This window comes from Rhizobium sp. BK212 (assembly GCF_014197475.1).
GTDB classification, from domain to species: domain Bacteria; phylum Pseudomonadota; class Alphaproteobacteria; order Rhizobiales; family Rhizobiaceae; genus Rhizobium; species Rhizobium anhuiense.
This window is the reverse complement of the sequence record NZ_JACIFS010000006.1, coordinates 281,694-299,764: the sequence shown is the minus strand read 5'-3', so window position 1 is coordinate 299,764 and position 18,071 is coordinate 281,694. Positions and strand designations below refer to the sequence as shown.

The window sequence follows — 18,071 nt, the reverse complement described above, 5'->3', positions numbered from 1 at the left end:
CCGCTATCCAAAAAACACATCACCGGCGGCAATGGGCACTATCCTGCCAGCGCCGGTATCGAGCATCAACAAGCCATTATCATCAATTCCGGCGAATTGTCCGGAAATCGATCGGTCCGGCAAATTCACCGTAATCTTTTCGCCGATGCCGCAGGCGATGGCGCGCCAGAGCGCCGTGATCTCGCCGATGCCGCGGCCCTCGTCCCATAGATCAAGCACTTCAGCCATTGCGGCGAAGAGATGGGCGAAGAGTTCCTCCGGAGAGGCCGCACTTCCCTGCTGACGCAGGCAGGTGACGGGGTAGAGCGGATTATCCGGCATCACCGAGACATTGATGCCGATGCCGACAATCAGCGCGTAACGGCCGTCCGGCAGCCTCTCGCCTTCGACGAGGATGCCGCAGGTCTTCTTTCGGCCGATAAGAATATCGTTCGGCCATTTGACCTCGAGCGGCTCGGCGCCCGGAGGCAGCACCATGCGGATCGCCTGGTGTACGGCAACGGCAACGGCCAGCGGCAGGGAGCTCAGGCGCTCCATCGGCGCCGGGTCGATCAGCAGAAGCGAAGCGTAGAGATTGCCGCGTTCGGAAACCCAGAGCCTGCCGCGGCGGCCGCGGCCGCCGGTCTGCCTTTCGGCGGTCACCCAGAGATTACCGCCGTCGCCCGCCCGGGCCCGGGCAAGGCATTCGCTGTTGGTGGACGATGTCTCCGACAGAGCCTCGTGCCTGAAATCGCCGAGCGATATCCGGCGCCGCCCGTCGGGAGCCATCAAAAGAGCGTCGCGGCGGCAAGCTCTGCCGCACCGCCGATCGGACCGCCGATGAGGACATAGACGGTGACGAACAGGCCGGAGAGACCGAAGACCAGACGCAGCGCACCGGAGACGCGGGCGAATTCGCCGGTCGCTTCATCGAACCACATCAGCTTGATGACCCGCAGATAATAGTACGCGCCGACGACCGAGGCGAGAACGCCGATGATGGCGAGCGCATAGAGCTTGGCTTCGATGGCGGCGACAAAGACGAAGTACTTGGCGAAGAAGCCGGCGAGCGGCGGGATGCCGGCGAGCGAGAACATCAGCGCCGTCAGCACGACGGCCATGAACGGGTTCGTTGTGGAAAGGCCGGCGAGATCGTCGACATTCTCGACGACGGTGCCGTCCTTGCGGCGCATCGACATGATGATCGCGAAGGTGCCGAGCGTCATGACCATGTAGATGACCATATAAAGCATGACGCCGGTGACGCCAGTCTGGTTGCCGGCGGCAAGGCCGACCAGCGCATAACCCATGTGACCGATCGAGGAATAGGCCATCAGTCGCTTGATGTTCTTCTGGCCGATGGCGGCAAACGAGCCGAGCAGCATCGAGGCGATCGAGATGAAGACGACGACCTGCTGCCAGTCCGCCAGAACCGGCTGGAAGGCGGTGATGACGATACGGGTCATCATCGCCATGGCGGCAACCTTGGGGGCTGCGGCAAGGAAGGCGGTAACCGGCGTCGGCGCGCCTTCATACACGTCGGGCGTCCACATGTGGAAGGGAACGGCCGATATCTTGAAGGCAATGCCGGCGAGGATGAAGACCAGGCCGAAGATGAGGCCGAGCGAACGCGCACCCTCGACCGACAGCGCCTGGGCGATCTCGGAGAAGTGGGTGTGGCCGGTGAAGCCATAGACCAGCGACATGCCGTAGAGCAGCATGCCGGAGGACAGCGCGCCGAGGACGAAATATTTCAGCCCTGCTTCGGTCGACTTCAGGCTGTCACGGTTGATCGCGGCGACGACATAGAGCGCCAGCGACTGCAGTTCCAGCGCCAGATAGAGCGAGATCAGGTCGTTGGCCGAGATCATCAGCAGGATGCCGAGGGTCGCAAGCACCAGCAGGACCGGGAACTCGAACTTGTCGAGCTGGTTTTCGCGGGCATGGCCGATCGTCATGAACAGAGCCACCAGCGAACCGATCAGCGCCACCAGCTTCATGAAGCGGGAGAAGCCGTCGGCCATGTAGACGCCGCCATAAGCAAGACCTTCTGCGGGCACGAAGAGCAGCCACAGGCCGGAGGCTAGGAGCAGGACGATGGCGAGGCCGGTGACGACAAGGCCCGACCGCTCGCCTGAGAAGACGCCGACCATCAACAGGACAAGGGCGCCGACCGCGAGGATGAGCTCCGGCGCGGAAAGATGCAGACTGAGGAGAATAGTTTCAGCGGTCATGTCCAATAAGTCCCGTCATCATTTCATAGACAGCGCAACATTCTGCGCTGCGTGCACGGCGGCCGTGTAGTTGTTGACCAGCAGATCCACCGAGGCGGCCGTCGCATCGAAGACCGGAGCCGGGTAAACGCCGAAGAAGATGGTCAGCGCGACCAGCGGGTAAAGGATCAGCTGCTCGCGCGGCGACAGATCGAGCAGCGCCTTCAGCTTCTCCTTCTCCAGCGCGCCGAAGATCACCCGGCGATAAAGCCAGAGCGCGTAGGCAGCCGAGAGGATGACGCCGGTGGCGGCAAAGAGCGCGACCCAGGTGTTGACCCGGAAGACGCCCATCAGCGTCAGGAATTCGCCGATGAAGCCCGACGTGCCGGGAAGCCCGACATTGGCCATGGTGAAGACCATCATCGCGACGGCATATTTCGGCATGTTGTTGACGAGGCCGCCATAGGCGTTGATCTCGCGGGTGTGCGTGCGGTCGTAGACGACGCCGACGCAGAGGAAGAGCGCGCCGGAGACGATGCCGTGCGACAGCATCTGGAAGATCGAGCCCTGAACGCCCTGCATGTTGGCCGCAAAGATGCCCATGGTCACGTAGCCCATATGGGCCACGGAGGAATAGGCGATCAGCTTCTTGATGTCGTCCTGCATCATCGCCACCAGCGAGGTATAGATGATGGCAATCACCGACATGGCGAAGACGAGCGGCGCGAAATAGTCGGAGGCGACCGGGAACATGCCGAGTGAGAAGCGGATGAGACCGTAGCCGCCGAGCTTCAGGAGCACGCCGGCCAGGATCACCGAGCCTGCCGTCGGCGCCTGAACGTGGGCATCGGGAAGCCAGGTATGGACCGGCCACATCGGCATCTTCACCGCGAAGGAGGCGAAGAAGGCAAGCCATAACCAGGTCTGCAGCGCCGGCGGGAATTTGTAGGCGAGCAGCGCGGTGATGTCGGTCGTGCCGGCCTGCCAATACATCGCCATGATGGCGAGCAGCATCAGCACCGAGCCGAGCAGCGTATAGAGGAAGAACTTGTAGCTCGCATAGACGCGGTCCTTGCCGCCCCACACGCCGATGATCAGGAACATCGGAATGAGGCCCGCTTCGAAGAAAACGTAGAACAGCACGATATCGAGCGAGACGAAGACGCCGACCATCATCGTTTCCAGGATGAGGAAGGCGATCATATATTCCTTCAGGCGCTTCTCGATCGAGAGCCAGCTCGCCAGCACGCAGAAGGGCATGAGGAAGGTCGACAGGATGACGAACAGCATCGAGATGCCGTCGACGCCGACGTGGTAGCCGATGCCGGTGCCGAGCCAGTTATGCTTCTCGACCATCTGGAAGCCCGGATTGGCATTGTCGAAGCCAGTCCAGATGAAGAGCGATACGACGAAGGTGAAGACCGTGGTGATCAGCGAGATCCACAGCACGTTCTTCCGGCCGGTTTCGCTCTCGCCGTTCATCAATATCAGGAGCACCACGCCGACGAGCGGCAGGAAGGTGACCGTTGAAAGAATAGGCCAATCGGTCATCAGAAGGAACTCCCGAGCATCATCCAGGTAACGAGCGCCGCAATGCCGATCAGCATGGCGAAGGCGTAGTGATAGAGGTAACCGGTCTGCAGGCGGACGACGCGGTCGGTGACGGCGACGACGCGGGCGGCGACGCCGTTCGGGCCGTAGGTGTCGATGACGCCGACATCACCCTTCTTCCACAGGAAGCGGCCGAGCGCCTTGGCGGTGCGGACGAAGAGGAAGTCGTAGAGCTCGTCGAAATACCACTTGTTCAACAGGAACTGGTAGAGCACGCGATGCTGCTGCGCCAGGATGCGCGGCGTCTGCGGCGAGCGGATATACATGTACCAGGCCGTGACGAAGCCGAGCACCATGGCGATGAACGGGCTCAAAGCCACGAGCGCCGGCACATGGTGGAACTCTTCGACCAGTTCGTTCTCGGCGCCAGTAAAGAGCGCGCCCTTCCAGAACTCGGCATATTCCTCGCCATAGAACCGGCCTTCGAAGATCACGCCCGCAAGCACCGCGCCGAGCGCGAGGATATAGAGCGGCACCAGCATGACCTGCGGCGACTCGTGGACGTGGTGCATGACCTCGTGCGAGGCGCGCGGCTTTCCATAGAAGGTCATGAAGATCAGGCGCCAAGAATAGAAGCTGGTGAATAGAGCGGCGATGACGAGCAGCGCGAAGGCGAAGCCCGAGACCGGCGAATGCGATGCATAGGTCGCCTCGATGATCACGTCCTTGGAGAAGAAGCCGGCAAGACCGAACGGCGTGAAGGGAATGCCGACGCCGGTGATCGCCAACGTGCCGATGATCATCATACGGAACGTCCACTTAATGTGCGGCCGCAGGCCGCCCATGTAGCGCATGTCCTGCTCGCCATCGACGGCATGGATGACCGAGCCGGCGCAGAGGAAAAGCAGCGCCTTGAAGAAGGCGTGCGTGAAGAGGTGGAAGATCGCCGCGCCATAGGCCCCTACCCCGAGCGCCACGAACATGTAGCCGAGCTGCGAGCAGGTGGAATAGGCGATGACGCGCTTGATGTCGTTCTGCACCAAGCCGACGGTGGCCGCGAAGAAGGCGGTGATCGCGCCGATCACGGTGACGACGACGAGTGCATCGTGCGACAGTTCGAAGAGCGGCGACATGCGGGCGACGAGGAAGACGCCGGCGGTGACCATGGTGGCGGCATGGATGAGGGCCGAGACCGGGGTCGGGCCTTCCATGGCATCAGGCAGCCAGGTGTGCAGCAGGAACTGCGCCGACTTGCCCATCGCGCCCATGAACAGCAGCAGGCAGATGCCGGTCAGCGCATGCGCCTTGTCAAGCTGCATGCCGAACAGGTTCAGGATCACCTCGCCCGCCTCGCCGCCGCCTTCATGCGGGGCGAAGTTCGAGGCATTGGCGAAGATCGTGTCGAAATTGATCGAGCCGAACAGCACGAAGACGCCGGCAATGCCGAGCACGAAGCCGAAGTCGCCGACGCGGTTGACGATGAAGGCCTTCATCGCCGCAGCCGTCGCCGACGGCTTCTTGAACCAGAAGCCGATCAGCAGATAGGAGGCGAGACCGACGCCTTCCCAGCCGAAGAACATCTGCGCAAGGTTGTCGGCGGTTACCAGCATCAGCATGGCGAAGGTGAAGAGCGAGAGATAGGCGAAGAAGCGCGGGCGGTGCGGATCGGTGTGCATGTAACCGATCGAATAGACATGCACCAGCGTCGAGACCGTGTTGACGACGATCAGCATCACCGAGGTCAGCGTATCGACGCGCAACGACCAGGAGACGTCGATGCCGCCGGACTGGATCCAGCGCAGCACCTCGACCTTGATCGGGCCGCCTTCGGCGTGGCCCATGCCGACCGTGAAGAAGACAACCCAGGACAGGATGGCGGCGATGATCATCAGGCCGCTGGTGACATATTCCGAAGCCTTGGCGCCGATGGCGCGGCCGAAGAGGCCGGCGACGATCGCACCGATCAAGGGAAGAAAGACGATAGCCTTATAGAGGAACATGAGCCACTCAGCCCTTCATCATATTGACGTCTTCGACCGCGATCGAGCCGCGGTTGCGGTAGAAGACAACGAGAATTGCAAGACCGATCGCCGCTTCGGCTGCCGCGACCGTCAAGATGAACAGCGCGAAGACCTGGCCGACGATGTCGTTCAGGAAGGAGGAGAAGGCGACCATGTTGATGTTGACGGCAAGCAGGATCAGTTCGATCGACATCAGGATGACGATGACATTCTTCCGGTTCAGGAAGATGCCGAAGACGCCGAGCGTGAAGAGGATGGCGCTGACCGTCAGGTAGTGGGAAAGTCCGATGACCATGTTCTTTGTTCCTTGACCTGCCTTTAGACGCCCTGCCCGGGCTTGACCGACACCACCTCGACGGCGGTGGCGGGCGTGCGGGCAACCTGCCTGGGAATATTCTGCCGCTTGATGTTGGTGCGGTGCCTGAGCGTCAGCACGATCGCGCCGATCATGGCCACCAGCAGCACCAGACCGGCGATCTGGAAGAAATAGACGTAGTTGGTGTAGAGCACGTCGCCGAGGGCGGCCGTATTGGTGCGCTCCGTCAATGCCGGTATCGGCATGGCGACCGATTTGGCGATCTCAGGCGAGATGACGCTGCCGCCGATGACGACGATCAGTTCGGCCGCCAGGATCACCCCGATCAGCCCGCCGATCGGCGCATATTCGAGAACGCCGGCCCTCAGTTCGGTGAAGTCGATATCGAGCATCATCACCACGAAGAGGAAGAGCACGGCGACGGCGCCGACATAGACGACCAGCAGGATCATCGCCAGGAATTCGGCACCGAGCAGCAGGAAGAGGCCGGCCGCGTTGAAGAACACCAGGATCAGGAACAGAACCGAGTGAACCGGGTTCTTCGCCCAGATGACCATGAACGCCGACGCCACCGCGACAAAGGCGAAAAGATAGAAAAATAGAGCCTGCAGACCCATGTTGGTGCCTTTTTCATCTTCCCCCGGGCAGCCGGGAGTTTCCCTGCCCGATAGAGCTTTGCGCGGCGCGAACCGGCAAGGCTCCTGTGCATATTGACCGCGATCGGAGCCGTTGCTCCATCGCGGCATTTCAAATCTCAATCAGCGGTACGGCGAGTCGATCGCGATGTTGCGGGCGATTTCGCGCTCCCACCGGTCTCCGTTGTCCAGAAGCCGCGCCTTGTCGAAATAAAGCTCTTCGCGGGTTTCCGTCGCAAATTCGAAATTCGGGCCTTCGACGATCGCGTCGACCGGGCAGGCTTCCTGGCAGAAGCCGCAATAGATGCACTTCACCATGTCGATGTCGTAACGCACCGTGCGGCGCGTGCCGTCATTGCGGCGGGGACCCGCCTCGATGGTGATCGCCTGGGCAGGACAGATCGCCTCGCAGAGCTTGCAGGCGATGCAGCGTTCCTCGCCGTTCGGATAACGGCGCAGCGCATGCTCGCCGCGGAAACGCGGGGAGACCGGACCCTTTTCGAAGGGATAGTTGATCGTCGCCTTCTGGCGGAAGAAATAGCGCATCGACAGAAAGAACGCGCCGACGAATTCCTTGAGAAACAGCGAGCTGATGGAGCCGGACAAGCTTGCCATCTTCAACCTCCAATTTTGCCGGAAACGAGAGCGGGCATGATCATGCCCAACCCGTCAGTTTCAGCACGAATGCAACGATGACGACCATGGCGAGCGACAGCGGCAGGAAGACCTTCCAGCCGAGGCGCATGAGCTGGTCGTAGCGGTAACGCGGAACGAAAGCCTTGACCATCGCGAACATGAAGAACACGAAGCAGGCCTTCAGCATGAACCAGATGATGCCCGGCACCCAATTGATGAGCCAGAAATCGACCGGCGGCAGCCAGCCGCCAAGGAAAAGGATGGTCGTCAGCGAGCACATCAGGACGACGGCGGCATATTCGCCGAGCATGAACATCATGTATGGCGAGGAGCCGTATTCGACCATGAAGCCGGCGACGAGTTCCGATTCGGCTTCCGGAAGGTCGAAGGGCGGACGGTTCGTCTCGGCGAGCGCCGAAATGAAGAAGATGATGAACATCGGGAAGAGCGACAGCCAGTGCCAGTCGAGGAACGACGACGGCAGGCCGAGCATGGTGCCGAGGCCGGTATGCTGGGCATTGACGATATCGGTCAGGTTCAGCGAGCCGACGCAGAGAAGCACGGTGACGATGACGAAGCCGATCGAGACTTCATAGGACACCATCTGTGCCGCCGAGCGCAGCGCGCCGAGGAAGGGATACTTCGAGTTCGAAGCCCAGCCGCCCATGATGATGCCGTAAACCTCGAGCGAGGAGATGGCGAAAATATAGAGGATGCCGACATTGATGTTGGCGATCACCCATCCGTCGGCGAGCGGCACCACCGCCCAGGTGGACAGCGCCAGAAGCACCGTCACCAGCGGGGCCAGCAGGAACACCGCCTTGTTGGCGCCGGCCGGAATGATCGGCTCCTTGAAGACGAACTTCAGAAGGTCGGCGAAGGACTGGAACAGGCCGAAGGGACCGACGACGTTCGGGCCGCGGCGCAGCTGCACGGCCGCCCAGATCTTGCGGTCGGCGAGCAGCACATAGGCGATGAAGACGAGCAGGCAGACCAGAAGCAGCAGCGATTGACCGATCATGATGATCGCCGGCCAGACATAGGTCGAAAAGAAAGAATCCATAGTCCCCTGCCCTTACTCTGCCGCGACTTTGAAGTTGTTGCGGGCCAATGCCGAGCACTCCGCCATGACAGCCGAGGCGCGCGCTATCGGGTTCGTCAAATAGAAGTCTTTGACCGGCGACGCAAACCCGGATTTGTTCATCTTGCCGGCTTTTTTCGCAACTGCGGCAATTTGGGCGCTATCGCTTTCGGCGATCTCGTCGATGGCGGCGAAATGCGGGAAAGCGGCATAGAGCCGGACGCGCAGTTCACTCAGCGAATCGAAGGGAAGCTTCTTGCCGAGCACGTCAGACAGGGCGCGGATGATCGCCCAGTCTTCGCGGGCATCCCCCGGCGCAAAGCCGGCGCGGTTGCCCATCTGGACGCGGCCCTCGGTGTTGACCCAGGTGCCGGACTTTTCGGTATAGGCTGCAGCCGGCAGGATGACGTCGGCATGATGCGCGCCGTTGTCGCCATGCGAGCCGATATAGACGGTGAGCCTGGCCTTCTTGGCGGCGAAATCGAGTTCGTCGGCGCCAAGCAGGAAGAGCACGTCCATCGCGCTCAGCATTTCGGCGGCATTGACGCCGGCAGCACCCGGCACGAAGCCGAGGTCGAGGCCGCCGACACGGGAGGCTGCGGTATGGAGGACGGCAAAGCCGTTCCAGCCTTCGACGACTGCGCCGACCGAACCGGCGAGCTTGGCGGCACTGGCGAGAACGCCGGCGCCGTCGGTGCGCGACAGCGCGCCCTGGCCGATGATGATCATCGGCTTGGCGGCGTTCTTCAGCACGTCAGCGAAAGCGTGGTTGCCGTCGATCAGATCCTTCAGCGTGTCGGGACCGCCGCCGAGGTAATCATAGCTGTAGCGCAGCTCGCCCGGCTCGCCGATGACGCCGATCGGGAACTTGCCGCGGCGCCAGCGCTTGCGGATGCGGGCATTGAGGATCGCCGCCTCGAAGCGCGGATTGGCGCCGATGATCAACAGCGCATCGGCCTGGTCGATGCCCGAAATGGTCGGGTTGAACAGGTAGCTTGCGCGGCCGAGCGACGGATCGAGTGCCGCCCCATCCTGGCGACAGTCGAGATTGGTCGAGCCCAGCGACTTCACCAGTTCGGAGAGCGCATACATTTCCTCGACGGAAGCGAGATCGCCCGCGATCGCGCCGATCTTGTCGCCCGAAGTGGCGCTGACGGCGGCCTTGATGGCGCCGAAGGCTTCGGCCCAGGTGGCGGGCTGCAGGCGGCCGTCGCGGCGCACATAGGGCCGATCGAGGCGCTGGGTCTTCAGTCCGTCCCAGATGAAGCGGCTCTTGTCTGAGATCCACTCTTCGTTGATCGCCTCGTTGACGCGCGGCAGGATTCGCATGACTTCGCGGCCACGGGTGTCGACGCGGATCGCCGAACCGACGGCATCCATGACGTCGATCGATTCGGTCTTGTTCAATTCCCACGGGCGCGCGGTGAAGGCGAAGGGCTTGGAGGTGAGCGCGCCGACCGGGCAAAGGTCAACGACGTTGCCCTGCAGCTCGGAGGTCATCGCCTGTTCGAGATAGGTGGTGATCTCGGCATCCTCGCCACGGCCGATCAGGCCGAGTTCGGAAATGCCGGCAACCTCCGTCGTGAAGCGAACGCAGCGCGTGCAGTGGATGCAGCGGTTCATCACCGTCTTGACGAGCGGGCCGATATACTTGTCTTCGACGGCGCGCTTGTCTTCTTGATAGCGCGAGGTGTCGATGCCGAAGGCCATCGCCTGGTCCTGCAGGTCGCATTCGCCGCCCTGGTCGCAGATCGGGCAATCCAGCGGATGGTTGATCAGCAGGAATTCCATCACGCCTTCGCGGGCCTTCTTGACCATCGGGGTGTTGGTGAAGACCTCGGGCAGTTCGCCGTTCGGGCCGCCGCGAATGTCGCGCACGCTCATGGCGCAGGAAGCCTGCGGCTTCGGCGGGCCACCCTTCACCTCGACGAGGCACATGCGGCAATTGCCGGCAACCGACAGGCGCTCGTGGAAGCAGAAGCGCGGAACCTCGGCGCCGGCATCCTCACACGCCTGCAATAGCGTGAAATGATCCGGAACTTCGATCTCGTTGCCGTCAATCTTCAGTTTTGCCATCGTCGCTCAGTCCTGTTTCCCGTTTGCCTGATGACGGCAAACAAACCCATTTTTGCAACATTCTCATTGCCAAGCCGGATCTTTCGTCCTGCCGACACCGGATGTCGCCGAAATTCTCTGTCACGCGTTCCAGACCCGGAACCCGCACCGGCATCGAAAGGCCCCCGCCCGTCCGCCGATCTGCCCATTCTTCCGGCCGATTGACACGGCCGGTCAGTTCATTTCTTCCTGCGGCCCCGCCCTGCCAGAACTTTTGCCTGACCGGTCCAGTCGTCACGGCCGATGCGGCCGTTGAAGCCGAGTTCGGCGTCGAGCCGGGCGATTTCCGCGTCGGTCCAGGCGGCAATCTCGGCGAAGCTGCGAATGCCCTTGGCGTTCAGCACCTGCTCCAGCTTCGGGCCGATGCCGGCGATCAGCTTGAGATCGTCGGCCTTGACAGCCCGCGCAGCCGGTTTTGCCTTCACGGCCGGCTTCAGCTGGCCCGGCTTCGTATCGCTGACCGACTTCGTTTGGCCGACTGACTTCGCTTCACTGACCGGCTTCGTCTGGCTGGCCGGGATCGGCTCGCTGACCGGCCTGACGACAGTCAGTGTCGGCCCTGCCTTCTTCCCGGCCGCCGGCTTGGTGAAAGCCTTGACGGCAGGGCGAATATTCTCCGGCTGGATATCGACATCGAGCGCCGGCTCGTCCGGCGGCGTGTCATCGAGAGCGGCCGCGACCTTGCTCGTGGTTTCCAGGGCGCTCTGCCAGGCCCCGAAGAAGGCGCCGGCCATCTGCGTCGAGAAACCGAAGCCGATCGCCGTTGCCGCGGCAAAGGCTGCAGCCGGATGCGCCATCAGCGGATGCACCGGCATCGCCTGTGCATTTTCAAGCATCTCGGCGGCAAGGCGGCCGAAACCGGCCGCGAAATCGGCGACTTCTTCCTTCTTCCCAGCCTTGGATGCATTGTCCGCCATGATTATTCAGCCGCCTCCAGAACCGCGCCGTGATCGAGCGCGCTCGCCGTGTACTGGTCGATGCGCTTTTCGATCTCGGGACGGAAGTTACGGATCAGACCCTGCACCGGCCATGCGGCGGCGTCGCCCAGCGCACAGATGGTGTGGCCTTCGATCTGCTTGGTCACCTGGAACAGCATGTCGATTTCGCGCTTCTGGGCATTGCCCTTGGCCATGCGTTCCATCACCCGCCACATCCAGCCCGTGCCTTCGCGGCACGGCGTGCACTGACCGCAGCTCTCGTGCTTGAAGAAGGCGGAGATGCGGGCGATCGCCTTGATGACGTCGGTAGACTTGTCCATGACGATCGCCGCCGCCGTGCCGAAGGAGGAGCCGACGCCGCGCAAGCCGTCGAAATCCATCGGGCAGTCGATGATGTCCTTGGCAGGAACGATCGGGCAGGATGCGCCGCCCGGAATGACGGCGAGCAGATTGTCCCAGCCGCCGCGAATGCCGCCGGCGTGGCGATCGACCAGCTCGCGGAAGGTGATGCCCATTTCCTCTTCGACCGTGCACGGCTTGTTGACGTGGCCGGAGAGCATGAACAGCTTGGTGCCGACATTGTTCGGGCGGCCGATGGCGGAGAACCAGCCGGCGCCGCGGCGCAGGATCGTCGGCGCGACAGCGATCGATTCGACGTTGTTGACGGTCGTCGGGCAGCCGTAGAGGCCCATATTGGCCGGGAATGGCGGCTTCAGGCGCGGCTGGCCCTTCTTGCCTTCGAGGCTTTCGAGCAGCGCGGTTTCCTCGCCGCAGATATAGGCGCCGGCGCCGTGATGGACGAAGATGTCCATGTCCCAGCCGAGCTTGTTGTTCTTGCCGAGCAGGCCGTAATCATAGCATTCGTCGATCGCCGCCTGCAGCGCCTCGCGCTCTCTTATATATTCGCCGCGCACATAGATGTAGGCCGCATTGGCGCCCATGGCGAAGCTCGCGATGACGCAGCCTTCGATCAGCGTATGCGGATCGTGGCGCATGATGTCGCGGTCCTTGCAGGTACCGGGCTCGGATTCGTCGGCGTTGACGACGAGGTAATGCGGGCGTCCGTCGCTTTCCTTCGGCATGAAGGACCATTTGAGACCCGTGGGGAAGCCGGCGCCGCCGCGACCGCGAAGGCCGGATGCCTTCATCTCGTTGATGATCCAGTCACGGCCCTTTTCGAGGATCTGCTTGGTGCCGTCCCAGTGGCCGCGGCTCATCGCGCCCTTCAGGGACTTGTCCTTGAGGCCGTAGATGTTGGTAAAGATGCGGTCTTTATCTTGTAACATGCTTCACCTCTTACCGCGGCTTCTTGCCGAAGACCTTGATATATTCCGCTTCCCCGCCCTTGGCGAGCGCCTTGGCCTGCTTGACCCAGTCATCGCGCTCGATGCGGCCGCGGAAGTTCAGGTAGCCGTCGACCCATTCGCGTTCGGCCTTCTTCCAGCCCGCGACCTGCGCGAAGCTGAAGATGCCGATTTCGTTCAGCGTCGCCTCGATCTTCGGACCGACGCCCGAGATCATCTTCAGATCATCCGGGGCTGCGGGCTTTTCGATGCCGGACGGACGGTTCTTGTCGGTCAGGGAAGGCTTGGCCGACGGGGCGGCTTCGGCCTTGACGGTAGCTTTCGGCGCCGGTTCGGCAGCCGCCGTGCCCGATATCGGCTGCTCTTCGGCGGCCTTGGCGTTCTTCGCAGCTGCCTTCGGTGCGGTTGCCGGCGTCTTCAGCGCTGCATTGGTCTCGGCATCGGTGCTCTTCGGGCGGGCGGCCTCGGAAGGCGGAACCGGCGCGGCATCGACCGGAGCCGACACGGTTTCGGCATCGGCCTTCTTGGCGCGCGTCCTGGCCTTCGGCTCTTCCGTGGTCAGCGAGGTCGGGCCGCCTTCGGGTGCTGAAAATATCCGGTCGATCTGGGTGCCGGGCTTGATGCTGGCGCCGTTGCCGGCGGCAAAGACGTCGATGATCTCTTCGAGACGTTCGGGCGTCAGGTCCTCATAGGTGTCCTTGCCGATCATCACCATCGGCGCGTTGACGCAGGCCCCGAGACATTCGACCTCTTCCCAGGACAGCGTGCCTTCGGCATTGCGCTCGAAGGCATGGGCATGGATCTTGCTCTTGCAGACCGACATCAGCGCTTCCGAGCCGCGCAGCATGCAGGGCGTCGTGCCGCAGACCTGAACATGGGCGCGCGTGCCGACAGGATGCAGTTGGAACTGCGTATAGAAGGTCGCGACCTCGAGCACTCTGATATAGGCCATGTCGAGCATGTCGGCGATCTTTTCGATCGCCGCGCGCGTGACCCAGCCATCCTGCTCCTGCGCCCGCATCAACAGCGGAATGACCGCCGATTGCTGGCGGCCGGCGGGGTATTTCTGGATCGTCTTGTCCGCCCAGACCGCATTCTCATCGCTGAAGGCGAATGCGGCAGGCTGAAATTGATCTTCGGCTAATCGACGAACGGACATTCTTCCTCACGCCTTGTCAGTTTAGGGTTCCACACCGCGAAGCGGTCAAAGACTGCATTTCGCAGGCATAGGCCGACTGGTCTTTCTGCATAAACACTACGAATTTGCCGCCGTTCGGAACGGCAGCCTTGATCTGATAGCCCTTGGACAAAAGCTCGCCCATGGACGATTGCTGCGCCGGCGGCGTCTCTTCCTTATGGCCCAGCGGCGTGCCGAGGCTATCGGCCTCCTGAGCCGAAACTCCGGATGCCGAAAGAAGGAGTGCGACGGCCAGCGGCAGAAGCTGCATCAGCGGTCCACCTCGCCGAAGACGATGTCGAGCGAGCCGAGCACGGCCGCGACGTCGGCAAGCTGATGGCCGCGGCACATGAAGTCCATCGCCTGCAGATGGGCATAACCCGGCGCGCGGATCTTGCAGCGATAAGGCTTGTTGGAGCCGTCGGAGACGAGATAGACGCCGAACTCGCCCTTCGGCGCCTCGACGGCGGCGTACACTTCGCCGGCCGGCACGTGGTAGCCTTCGGTATAGAGCTTGAAGTGGTGGATCAGCGCTTCCATCGAGCGCTTCATCTCGCCGCGCTTCGGCGGTACGACCTTGCCGTCGATCGACGAGAAGGGGCCGGTCTTGGCATCGGACAGCAGGCGATTGACGCATTGCTTCATGATGCGGACCGATTCGCGCATCTCGATCATGCGGATCAGGTAGCGGTCGTAGTTGTCGCCGTTCTTGCCGATCGGAATGTCGAATTCGAGATCGGAATAACATTCATAAGGCTGGGCGCGGCGCAGATCCCAGGCAGCGCCCGAACCGCGCACCATGACGCCGGAAAAGCCCCAGGCCCAGCAGTCTTCCAGGGAGACGACGCCGATATCGACGTTGCGCTGCTTGAAGATGCGGTTGCCGGTGAGCAGGTCGTCGATGTCGTCGAGCGCCTTCAGGAAGGGGTCGCACCAGTCGCCGATATCCTGCACGAGCTGTTCCGGCAGGTCCTGATGGACGCCGCCCGGACGAACATAGGCAGCGTGCATGCGCGAACCGCTGGCGCGCTCGTAAAACACCATCAGCTTTTCACGCTCTTCGAAGCCCCAGAGCGGCGGCGTCAGCGCCCCGACGTCCATGGCCTGCGTGGTGACGTTCAGAAGATGCGAGAGGATGCGGCCGATTTCCGAATAGAGCACGCGGATCAGCTGGCCGCGGATCGGGATCTCGATGCCGAGCAGCTTTTCGACGGCCAGCGCATAGGCATGCTCCTGGTTCATCGGCGCGACATAGTCGAGGCGATCGAAATAGGGCACGGCCTGAAGATAGGTCTTGGTCTCGATCAGCTTCTCGGTGCCGCGATGCAACAGGCCGATATGCGGATCGACCCGCTCCACAATTTCGCCGTCAAGCTCCAGGACAAGACGAAGAACGCCATGCGCCGCCGGATGCTGCGGTCCGAAGTTGATATTGAAGTTGCGGACGTTATGTTCTGTCATGGCGATGGCTCGCGTTCTCAGATAACCGATGAGTGGCGGCGAAAGCCGCCAGCCGCCTTTAATTTATTGCTTCGCTTTTTCATCACCGGGCAGCACATAGTCGGTGCCTTCCCATGGCGACATGAAGTCGAAGTTGCGGAATTCCTGCTTCAACTCGACCGGCTCGTACACGACGCGTTTCGCGGCGTCGTCGTAACGGACCTCGACGAAACCTGTCGTCGGGAAGTCCTTGCGCAGCGGGTGGCCTTCGAAACCGTAATCGGTGAGGATGCGGCGCAGGTCCGGATGGCCGGTGAAGAGCACGCCGTACATATCCCAGGTCTCGCGCTCGAACCAGTCGGCGCCGGGATAGACGGCGCAGGCCGAGGGAACCGGCGTATCTTCGTCGGTCGCGACCTTGACGCGGATGCGCAGGTTCTTCTTCGGCGACAGCAGATGATAGACGACATCGAAACGCAGCTCGCGCTGCGGCCAGTCGACGCCGCAAATATCGATCAGGTTGACGAAACCGCATTTGGCGTCGTCGCGCAAAAAGGTCAGCAGCGCGACCAGGTTTTCACCCGTCGTCGTCACCGTCAGCTCGCCATACTTCGTCTGCGATGCGGCGATCAGGTTGCCGCGCGCTTCACCAAGGTAGGACGCAAGCTCAGTCAGGGCTTCACTCATATTGCCTTGTCCTTAACCCTTAGCGTTCGATCGTGCCGGTACGCCGGATCTTCTTCTGCAGCAGAAGCACGCCGTAAAGCAGCGCCTCCGCCGTGGGGGGACAGCCCGGCACGTAGATGTCGATCGGCACGATGCGGTCGCAACCGCGCACTACCGAATAGGAATAGTGATAATAGCCGCCGCCATTGGCGCAGGAGCCCATCGAGATGACGTAGCGCGGCTCGGGCATCTGGTCATAGACCTTGCGCAGCGCCGGCGCCATCTTGTTGGTCAGCGTGCCGGCGACGATCATCACGTCGGACTGGCGCGGCGAGGCGCGTGGCGCAAAGCCGAAGCGCTCGACGTCGTAGCGCGGCATCGACAGCTGCATCATTTCGACGGCGCAGCAGGCCAGACCGAAGGTCATCCACATCAGCGAGCCGGTGCGGGCCCAGTTGATCAGCTCGTCGGTCGAGGTGACAAGGAAACCCTTGTCGGCGAGCTCATTGTTGATCTCGCCGAAAAAGGCGTCGTTGCTGCCGATCGGCTTGCCGGTCGAGGGATCGATGATCCCCTTCGGCTGCTGGGCAACGAGGGGCTGATTGCTCACAGGGGCTACTCCCATTCCAGGGCTCCCTTCTTCCATTCATAGATAAAGCCGATGGTCAGCACGAGAAGGAAGACCATCATGGACCAGAAGCCGAACCAGCCGATGGCGCCGAAGGAAACGGCCCAGGGGAAGAGGAAGGCGACTTCGAGGTCGAAGATGATGAAGAGGATCGATACGAGGTAGAAGCGGATGTCGAACTTCATGCGGGCGTCGTCGAACGCGTTGAAGCCGCATTCGTAAGCCGAGAGCTTTTCCGAATCAGGCGCTTTGAAAGCCACGGCGAACGGCGCAATGAGCAGCGCCAGGCCGATAACGAGCGCGATAGCGATGAAGATAGCGATCGGAATATAAGAACTGAGCAGTTCAGTCATCATGTTCATCCCTGCTTGCCGGAGGCGCCAGGCGCGCATTTGGGCAAATGCCCGGCAAGCGAACGTGCGTTGCAACAAGCCGTGGTTAGCGCAGCCGACGCCCCGGCGCAAGAGATTTACAGAGGCAATTCGACGCGTCGCGCGCGGACATTATCAAGCAGATGCAACGATGTCGCGACAAATCCACGCAAGCTGCCTGAAGCTGCATGTCTGACCATTGGAAACTGCATGGCTTTCGGAAGAAAATGGCGCGAGTGACGGGGCTCGAACCCGCGACCTCCGGCGTGACAGGCCGGCACTCTAACCGACTGAGCTACACCCGCGCATATGATCGGCCATTGGCGGCCGCGAGGCTGAAGAAAACCGGACAAACGACAAATCACATTTGCGTTTTACAAAGACTTGAAATGGCGCGAGTGACGGGGCTCGAACCCGCGACCTCCGGCGTGACAGGCCGGCACTCTAACCAACTGAGCTACACCCGCAATTCATTTCAAGCAGTCCGGATGCCTTCGCACCCTCACCAAAACGGCTGCCCGTTTCGATGAGCGGCTAACTACGGGGTTCGTCTTTTAGTGTCAAGCAGGTTTGGAGACAAAACCATGACAGTCTGTGAAATGTTTCGGCGGGTTGGGTGCCAGACGAACAAAAGCCGGCACTTCCGTGTTCCGCAGCGATACTCAGGCGCAGACGCAGCGCCTTCGAAACGGAGATGCTCGCCACCCTCCCCTCACTTTTCCACAGCCGAGCCGAACCTAAGCGGCATTGCCAGACACGGGGCCAGACACGGAAGCACCACCAAAAAAATCAAAAAATCTTCACAAACACTCTTGCGGTTTTGCCGCGATCCGCATAGATCACGGCCACCAACGCGGCAGGCCGATCCGGCTTCGTTTGCGATGGGCGATTAGCTCAGTTGGTAGAGCGCCTCGTTTACACCGAGGATGTCGGGAGTTCGAGTCTCTCATCGCCCACCATTTCCAAACTTTCCCGCTGCTTGTCCATCCGATTCGGGATT

General features: G+C 61.8%; 17 protein-coding genes and 3 tRNA genes. 1 reads left to right on the top strand and 19 read right to left on the bottom strand.

Annotated elements, in window-relative coordinates:
* Positions 1 to 3 precede the first annotated feature (3 nt).
* The 19 genes from FHT79_RS20845 to FHT79_RS20755 all read right to left on the bottom strand — a co-directional run bounded on the left by FHT79_RS20845 (position 4) and on the right by FHT79_RS20755 (position 17,538).
* Positions 4 to 768, bottom strand: a complete 765-nt coding sequence (locus tag FHT79_RS20845; RefSeq protein WP_183904021.1) for a biotin--[acetyl-CoA-carboxylase] ligase — start codon at positions 766 to 768, stop codon at positions 4 to 6.
* Positions 768 to 2,213 carry an NADH-quinone oxidoreductase subunit NuoN gene (gene nuoN, locus FHT79_RS20840; protein ID WP_048338649.1) on the bottom strand — a complete coding sequence of 482 codons (1,446 nt, stop codon included), beginning with the start codon at positions 2,211 to 2,213 and terminating at the stop codon, positions 768 to 770. Before nuoN ends, FHT79_RS20845 begins: the two co-directional genes overlap by 1 nt.
* Positions 2,214 to 2,231: 18 nt before the next feature.
* On the bottom strand, positions 2,232 to 3,743 hold the full coding sequence (locus tag FHT79_RS20835) for an NADH-quinone oxidoreductase subunit M (RefSeq protein ID WP_183904020.1): 1,512 nt from the start codon (positions 3,741 to 3,743) through the stop codon (positions 2,232 to 2,234).
* Positions 3,743 to 5,743: an NADH-quinone oxidoreductase subunit L gene (gene nuoL / locus FHT79_RS20830; protein WP_183904019.1), complete on the bottom strand. Its 2,001-nt coding sequence runs from the start codon at positions 5,741 to 5,743 to the stop codon at positions 3,743 to 3,745. Before nuoL ends, FHT79_RS20835 begins: the two co-directional genes overlap by 1 nt.
* Before the next feature lie 7 nt (positions 5,744 to 5,750).
* Complete coding sequence (gene nuoK, locus FHT79_RS20825; protein WP_003547388.1) at positions 5,751 to 6,059, bottom strand: NADH-quinone oxidoreductase subunit NuoK; 309 nt, start codon at positions 6,057 to 6,059, stop codon at positions 5,751 to 5,753.
* A 23-nt stretch (positions 6,060 to 6,082) separates the two neighbouring features.
* Positions 6,083 to 6,697 carry an NADH-quinone oxidoreductase subunit J gene (locus FHT79_RS20820; protein WP_047616520.1) on the bottom strand — a complete coding sequence of 205 codons (615 nt, stop codon included), beginning with the start codon at positions 6,695 to 6,697 and terminating at the stop codon, positions 6,083 to 6,085.
* Positions 6,698 to 6,838: 141 nt separating this feature from the next.
* The gene (gene nuoI / locus FHT79_RS20815) at positions 6,839 to 7,330 is read right to left on the bottom strand and encodes an NADH-quinone oxidoreductase subunit NuoI (protein WP_003547385.1); all 492 of its coding nucleotides are present in this window, start codon (positions 7,328 to 7,330) and stop codon (positions 6,839 to 6,841) included.
* 40 nt (positions 7,331 to 7,370) lie between these two features.
* On the bottom strand, positions 7,371 to 8,414 hold the full coding sequence (gene nuoH / locus FHT79_RS20810; RefSeq protein WP_047616518.1) for an NADH-quinone oxidoreductase subunit NuoH: 1,044 nt from the start codon (positions 8,412 to 8,414) through the stop codon (positions 7,371 to 7,373).
* 12 nt (positions 8,415 to 8,426) lie between these two features.
* Positions 8,427 to 10,508, bottom strand: coding sequence for an NADH-quinone oxidoreductase subunit NuoG (nuoG, locus tag FHT79_RS20805; protein ID WP_048338650.1), 2,082 nt, complete (start codon positions 10,506 to 10,508; stop codon positions 8,427 to 8,429).
* 218 nt (positions 10,509 to 10,726) lie between these two features.
* Positions 10,727 to 11,464 (bottom strand): NADH-ubiquinone oxidoreductase, encoded by a 738-nt coding sequence (locus FHT79_RS20800; protein ID WP_048338651.1) that lies wholly within the window; start codon positions 11,462 to 11,464, stop codon positions 10,727 to 10,729.
* Between the two features lie 2 nt (positions 11,465 to 11,466).
* Complete coding sequence (gene nuoF / locus FHT79_RS20795) at positions 11,467 to 12,771, bottom strand: NADH-quinone oxidoreductase subunit NuoF (protein ID WP_003547378.1); 1,305 nt, start codon at positions 12,769 to 12,771, stop codon at positions 11,467 to 11,469.
* 10 nt (positions 12,772 to 12,781) lie between these two features.
* Positions 12,782 to 13,948 (bottom strand): NADH-quinone oxidoreductase subunit E, encoded by a 1,167-nt coding sequence (locus FHT79_RS20790; RefSeq protein WP_183904018.1) that lies wholly within the window; start codon positions 13,946 to 13,948, stop codon positions 12,782 to 12,784.
* 16 nt (positions 13,949 to 13,964) lie between these two features.
* On the bottom strand, positions 13,965 to 14,237 hold the full coding sequence (locus tag FHT79_RS20785; protein WP_047616508.1) for a hypothetical protein: 273 nt from the start codon (positions 14,235 to 14,237) through the stop codon (positions 13,965 to 13,967).
* Positions 14,237 to 15,427 (bottom strand): NADH-quinone oxidoreductase subunit D, encoded by a 1,191-nt coding sequence (locus FHT79_RS20780; protein WP_047616506.1) that lies wholly within the window; start codon positions 15,425 to 15,427, stop codon positions 14,237 to 14,239. The genes FHT79_RS20785 and FHT79_RS20780 overlap by 1 nt, the downstream gene beginning before the upstream one ends.
* Before the next feature lie 63 nt (positions 15,428 to 15,490).
* Positions 15,491 to 16,093: an NADH-quinone oxidoreductase subunit C gene (locus tag FHT79_RS20775; RefSeq protein ID WP_097543026.1), complete on the bottom strand. Its 603-nt coding sequence runs from the start codon at positions 16,091 to 16,093 to the stop codon at positions 15,491 to 15,493.
* A gap of 19 nt (positions 16,094 to 16,112) precedes the next feature.
* The gene (locus tag FHT79_RS20770; protein WP_003578567.1) at positions 16,113 to 16,697 is read right to left on the bottom strand and encodes an NADH-quinone oxidoreductase subunit B; all 585 of its coding nucleotides are present in this window, start codon (positions 16,695 to 16,697) and stop codon (positions 16,113 to 16,115) included.
* The gene (locus FHT79_RS20765) at positions 16,688 to 17,053 is read right to left on the bottom strand and encodes an NADH-quinone oxidoreductase subunit A (protein ID WP_010055493.1); all 366 of its coding nucleotides are present in this window, start codon (positions 17,051 to 17,053) and stop codon (positions 16,688 to 16,690) included. Before FHT79_RS20765 ends, FHT79_RS20770 begins: the two co-directional genes overlap by 10 nt.
* A 246-nt stretch (positions 17,054 to 17,299) precedes the next feature.
* Positions 17,300 to 17,376: transfer RNA gene (locus FHT79_RS20760), tRNA-Asp, on the bottom strand.
* A gap of 85 nt (positions 17,377 to 17,461) precedes the next feature.
* A tRNA-Asp gene (locus tag FHT79_RS20755) sits at positions 17,462 to 17,538 on the bottom strand.
* A 416-nt stretch (positions 17,539 to 17,954) separates the two neighbouring features.
* On the opposite strand from FHT79_RS20755, the gene FHT79_RS20750 reads away from it, so the two are divergent.
* Positions 17,955 to 18,030 (top strand) — tRNA-Val (locus tag FHT79_RS20750).
* Positions 18,031 to 18,071: the final 41 nt, after the last annotated feature.

Coding starts and splice junctions, on each gene's coding strand:
- FHT79_RS20845 (WP_183904021.1), bottom strand. CDS start 768: ATGGCTCCCGACGGGCGGCGCCGGATATCGCTCGGCGATTTCAGGCAC.
- nuoN (WP_048338649.1), bottom strand. CDS start 2,213: ATGACCGCTGAAACTATTCTCCTCAGTCTGCATCTTTCCGCGCCGGAG.
- FHT79_RS20835 (WP_183904020.1), bottom strand. CDS start 3,743: ATGACCGATTGGCCTATTCTTTCAACGGTCACCTTCCTGCCGCTCGTC.
- nuoL (WP_183904019.1), bottom strand. CDS start 5,743: ATGTTCCTCTATAAGGCTATCGTCTTTCTTCCCTTGATCGGTGCGATC.
- nuoK (WP_003547388.1), bottom strand. CDS start 6,059: ATGGTCATCGGACTTTCCCACTACCTGACGGTCAGCGCCATCCTCTTC.
- FHT79_RS20820 (WP_047616520.1), bottom strand. CDS start 6,697: ATGGGTCTGCAGGCTCTATTTTTCTATCTTTTCGCCTTTGTCGCGGTG.
- nuoI (WP_003547385.1), bottom strand. CDS start 7,330: ATGGCAAGCTTGTCCGGCTCCATCAGCTCGCTGTTTCTCAAGGAATTC.
- nuoH (WP_047616518.1), bottom strand. CDS start 8,414: ATGGATTCTTTCTTTTCGACCTATGTCTGGCCGGCGATCATCATGATC.
- nuoG (WP_048338650.1), bottom strand. CDS start 10,508: ATGGCAAAACTGAAGATTGACGGCAACGAGATCGAAGTTCCGGATCAT.
- FHT79_RS20800 (WP_048338651.1), bottom strand. CDS start 11,464: ATGGCGGACAATGCATCCAAGGCTGGGAAGAAGGAAGAAGTCGCCGAT.
- nuoF (WP_003547378.1), bottom strand. CDS start 12,771: ATGTTACAAGATAAAGACCGCATCTTTACCAACATCTACGGCCTCAAG.
- FHT79_RS20790 (WP_183904018.1), bottom strand. CDS start 13,948: ATGTCCGTTCGTCGATTAGCCGAAGATCAATTTCAGCCTGCCGCATTC.
- FHT79_RS20785 (WP_047616508.1), bottom strand. CDS start 14,237: ATGCAGCTTCTGCCGCTGGCCGTCGCACTCCTTCTTTCGGCATCCGGA.
- FHT79_RS20780 (WP_047616506.1), bottom strand. CDS start 15,427: ATGACAGAACATAACGTCCGCAACTTCAATATCAACTTCGGACCGCAG.
- FHT79_RS20775 (WP_097543026.1), bottom strand. CDS start 16,093: ATGAGTGAAGCCCTGACTGAGCTTGCGTCCTACCTTGGTGAAGCGCGC.
- FHT79_RS20770 (WP_003578567.1), bottom strand. CDS start 16,697: ATGGGAGTAGCCCCTGTGAGCAATCAGCCCCTCGTTGCCCAGCAGCCG.
- FHT79_RS20765 (WP_010055493.1), bottom strand. CDS start 17,053: ATGACTGAACTGCTCAGTTCTTATATTCCGATCGCTATCTTCATCGCT.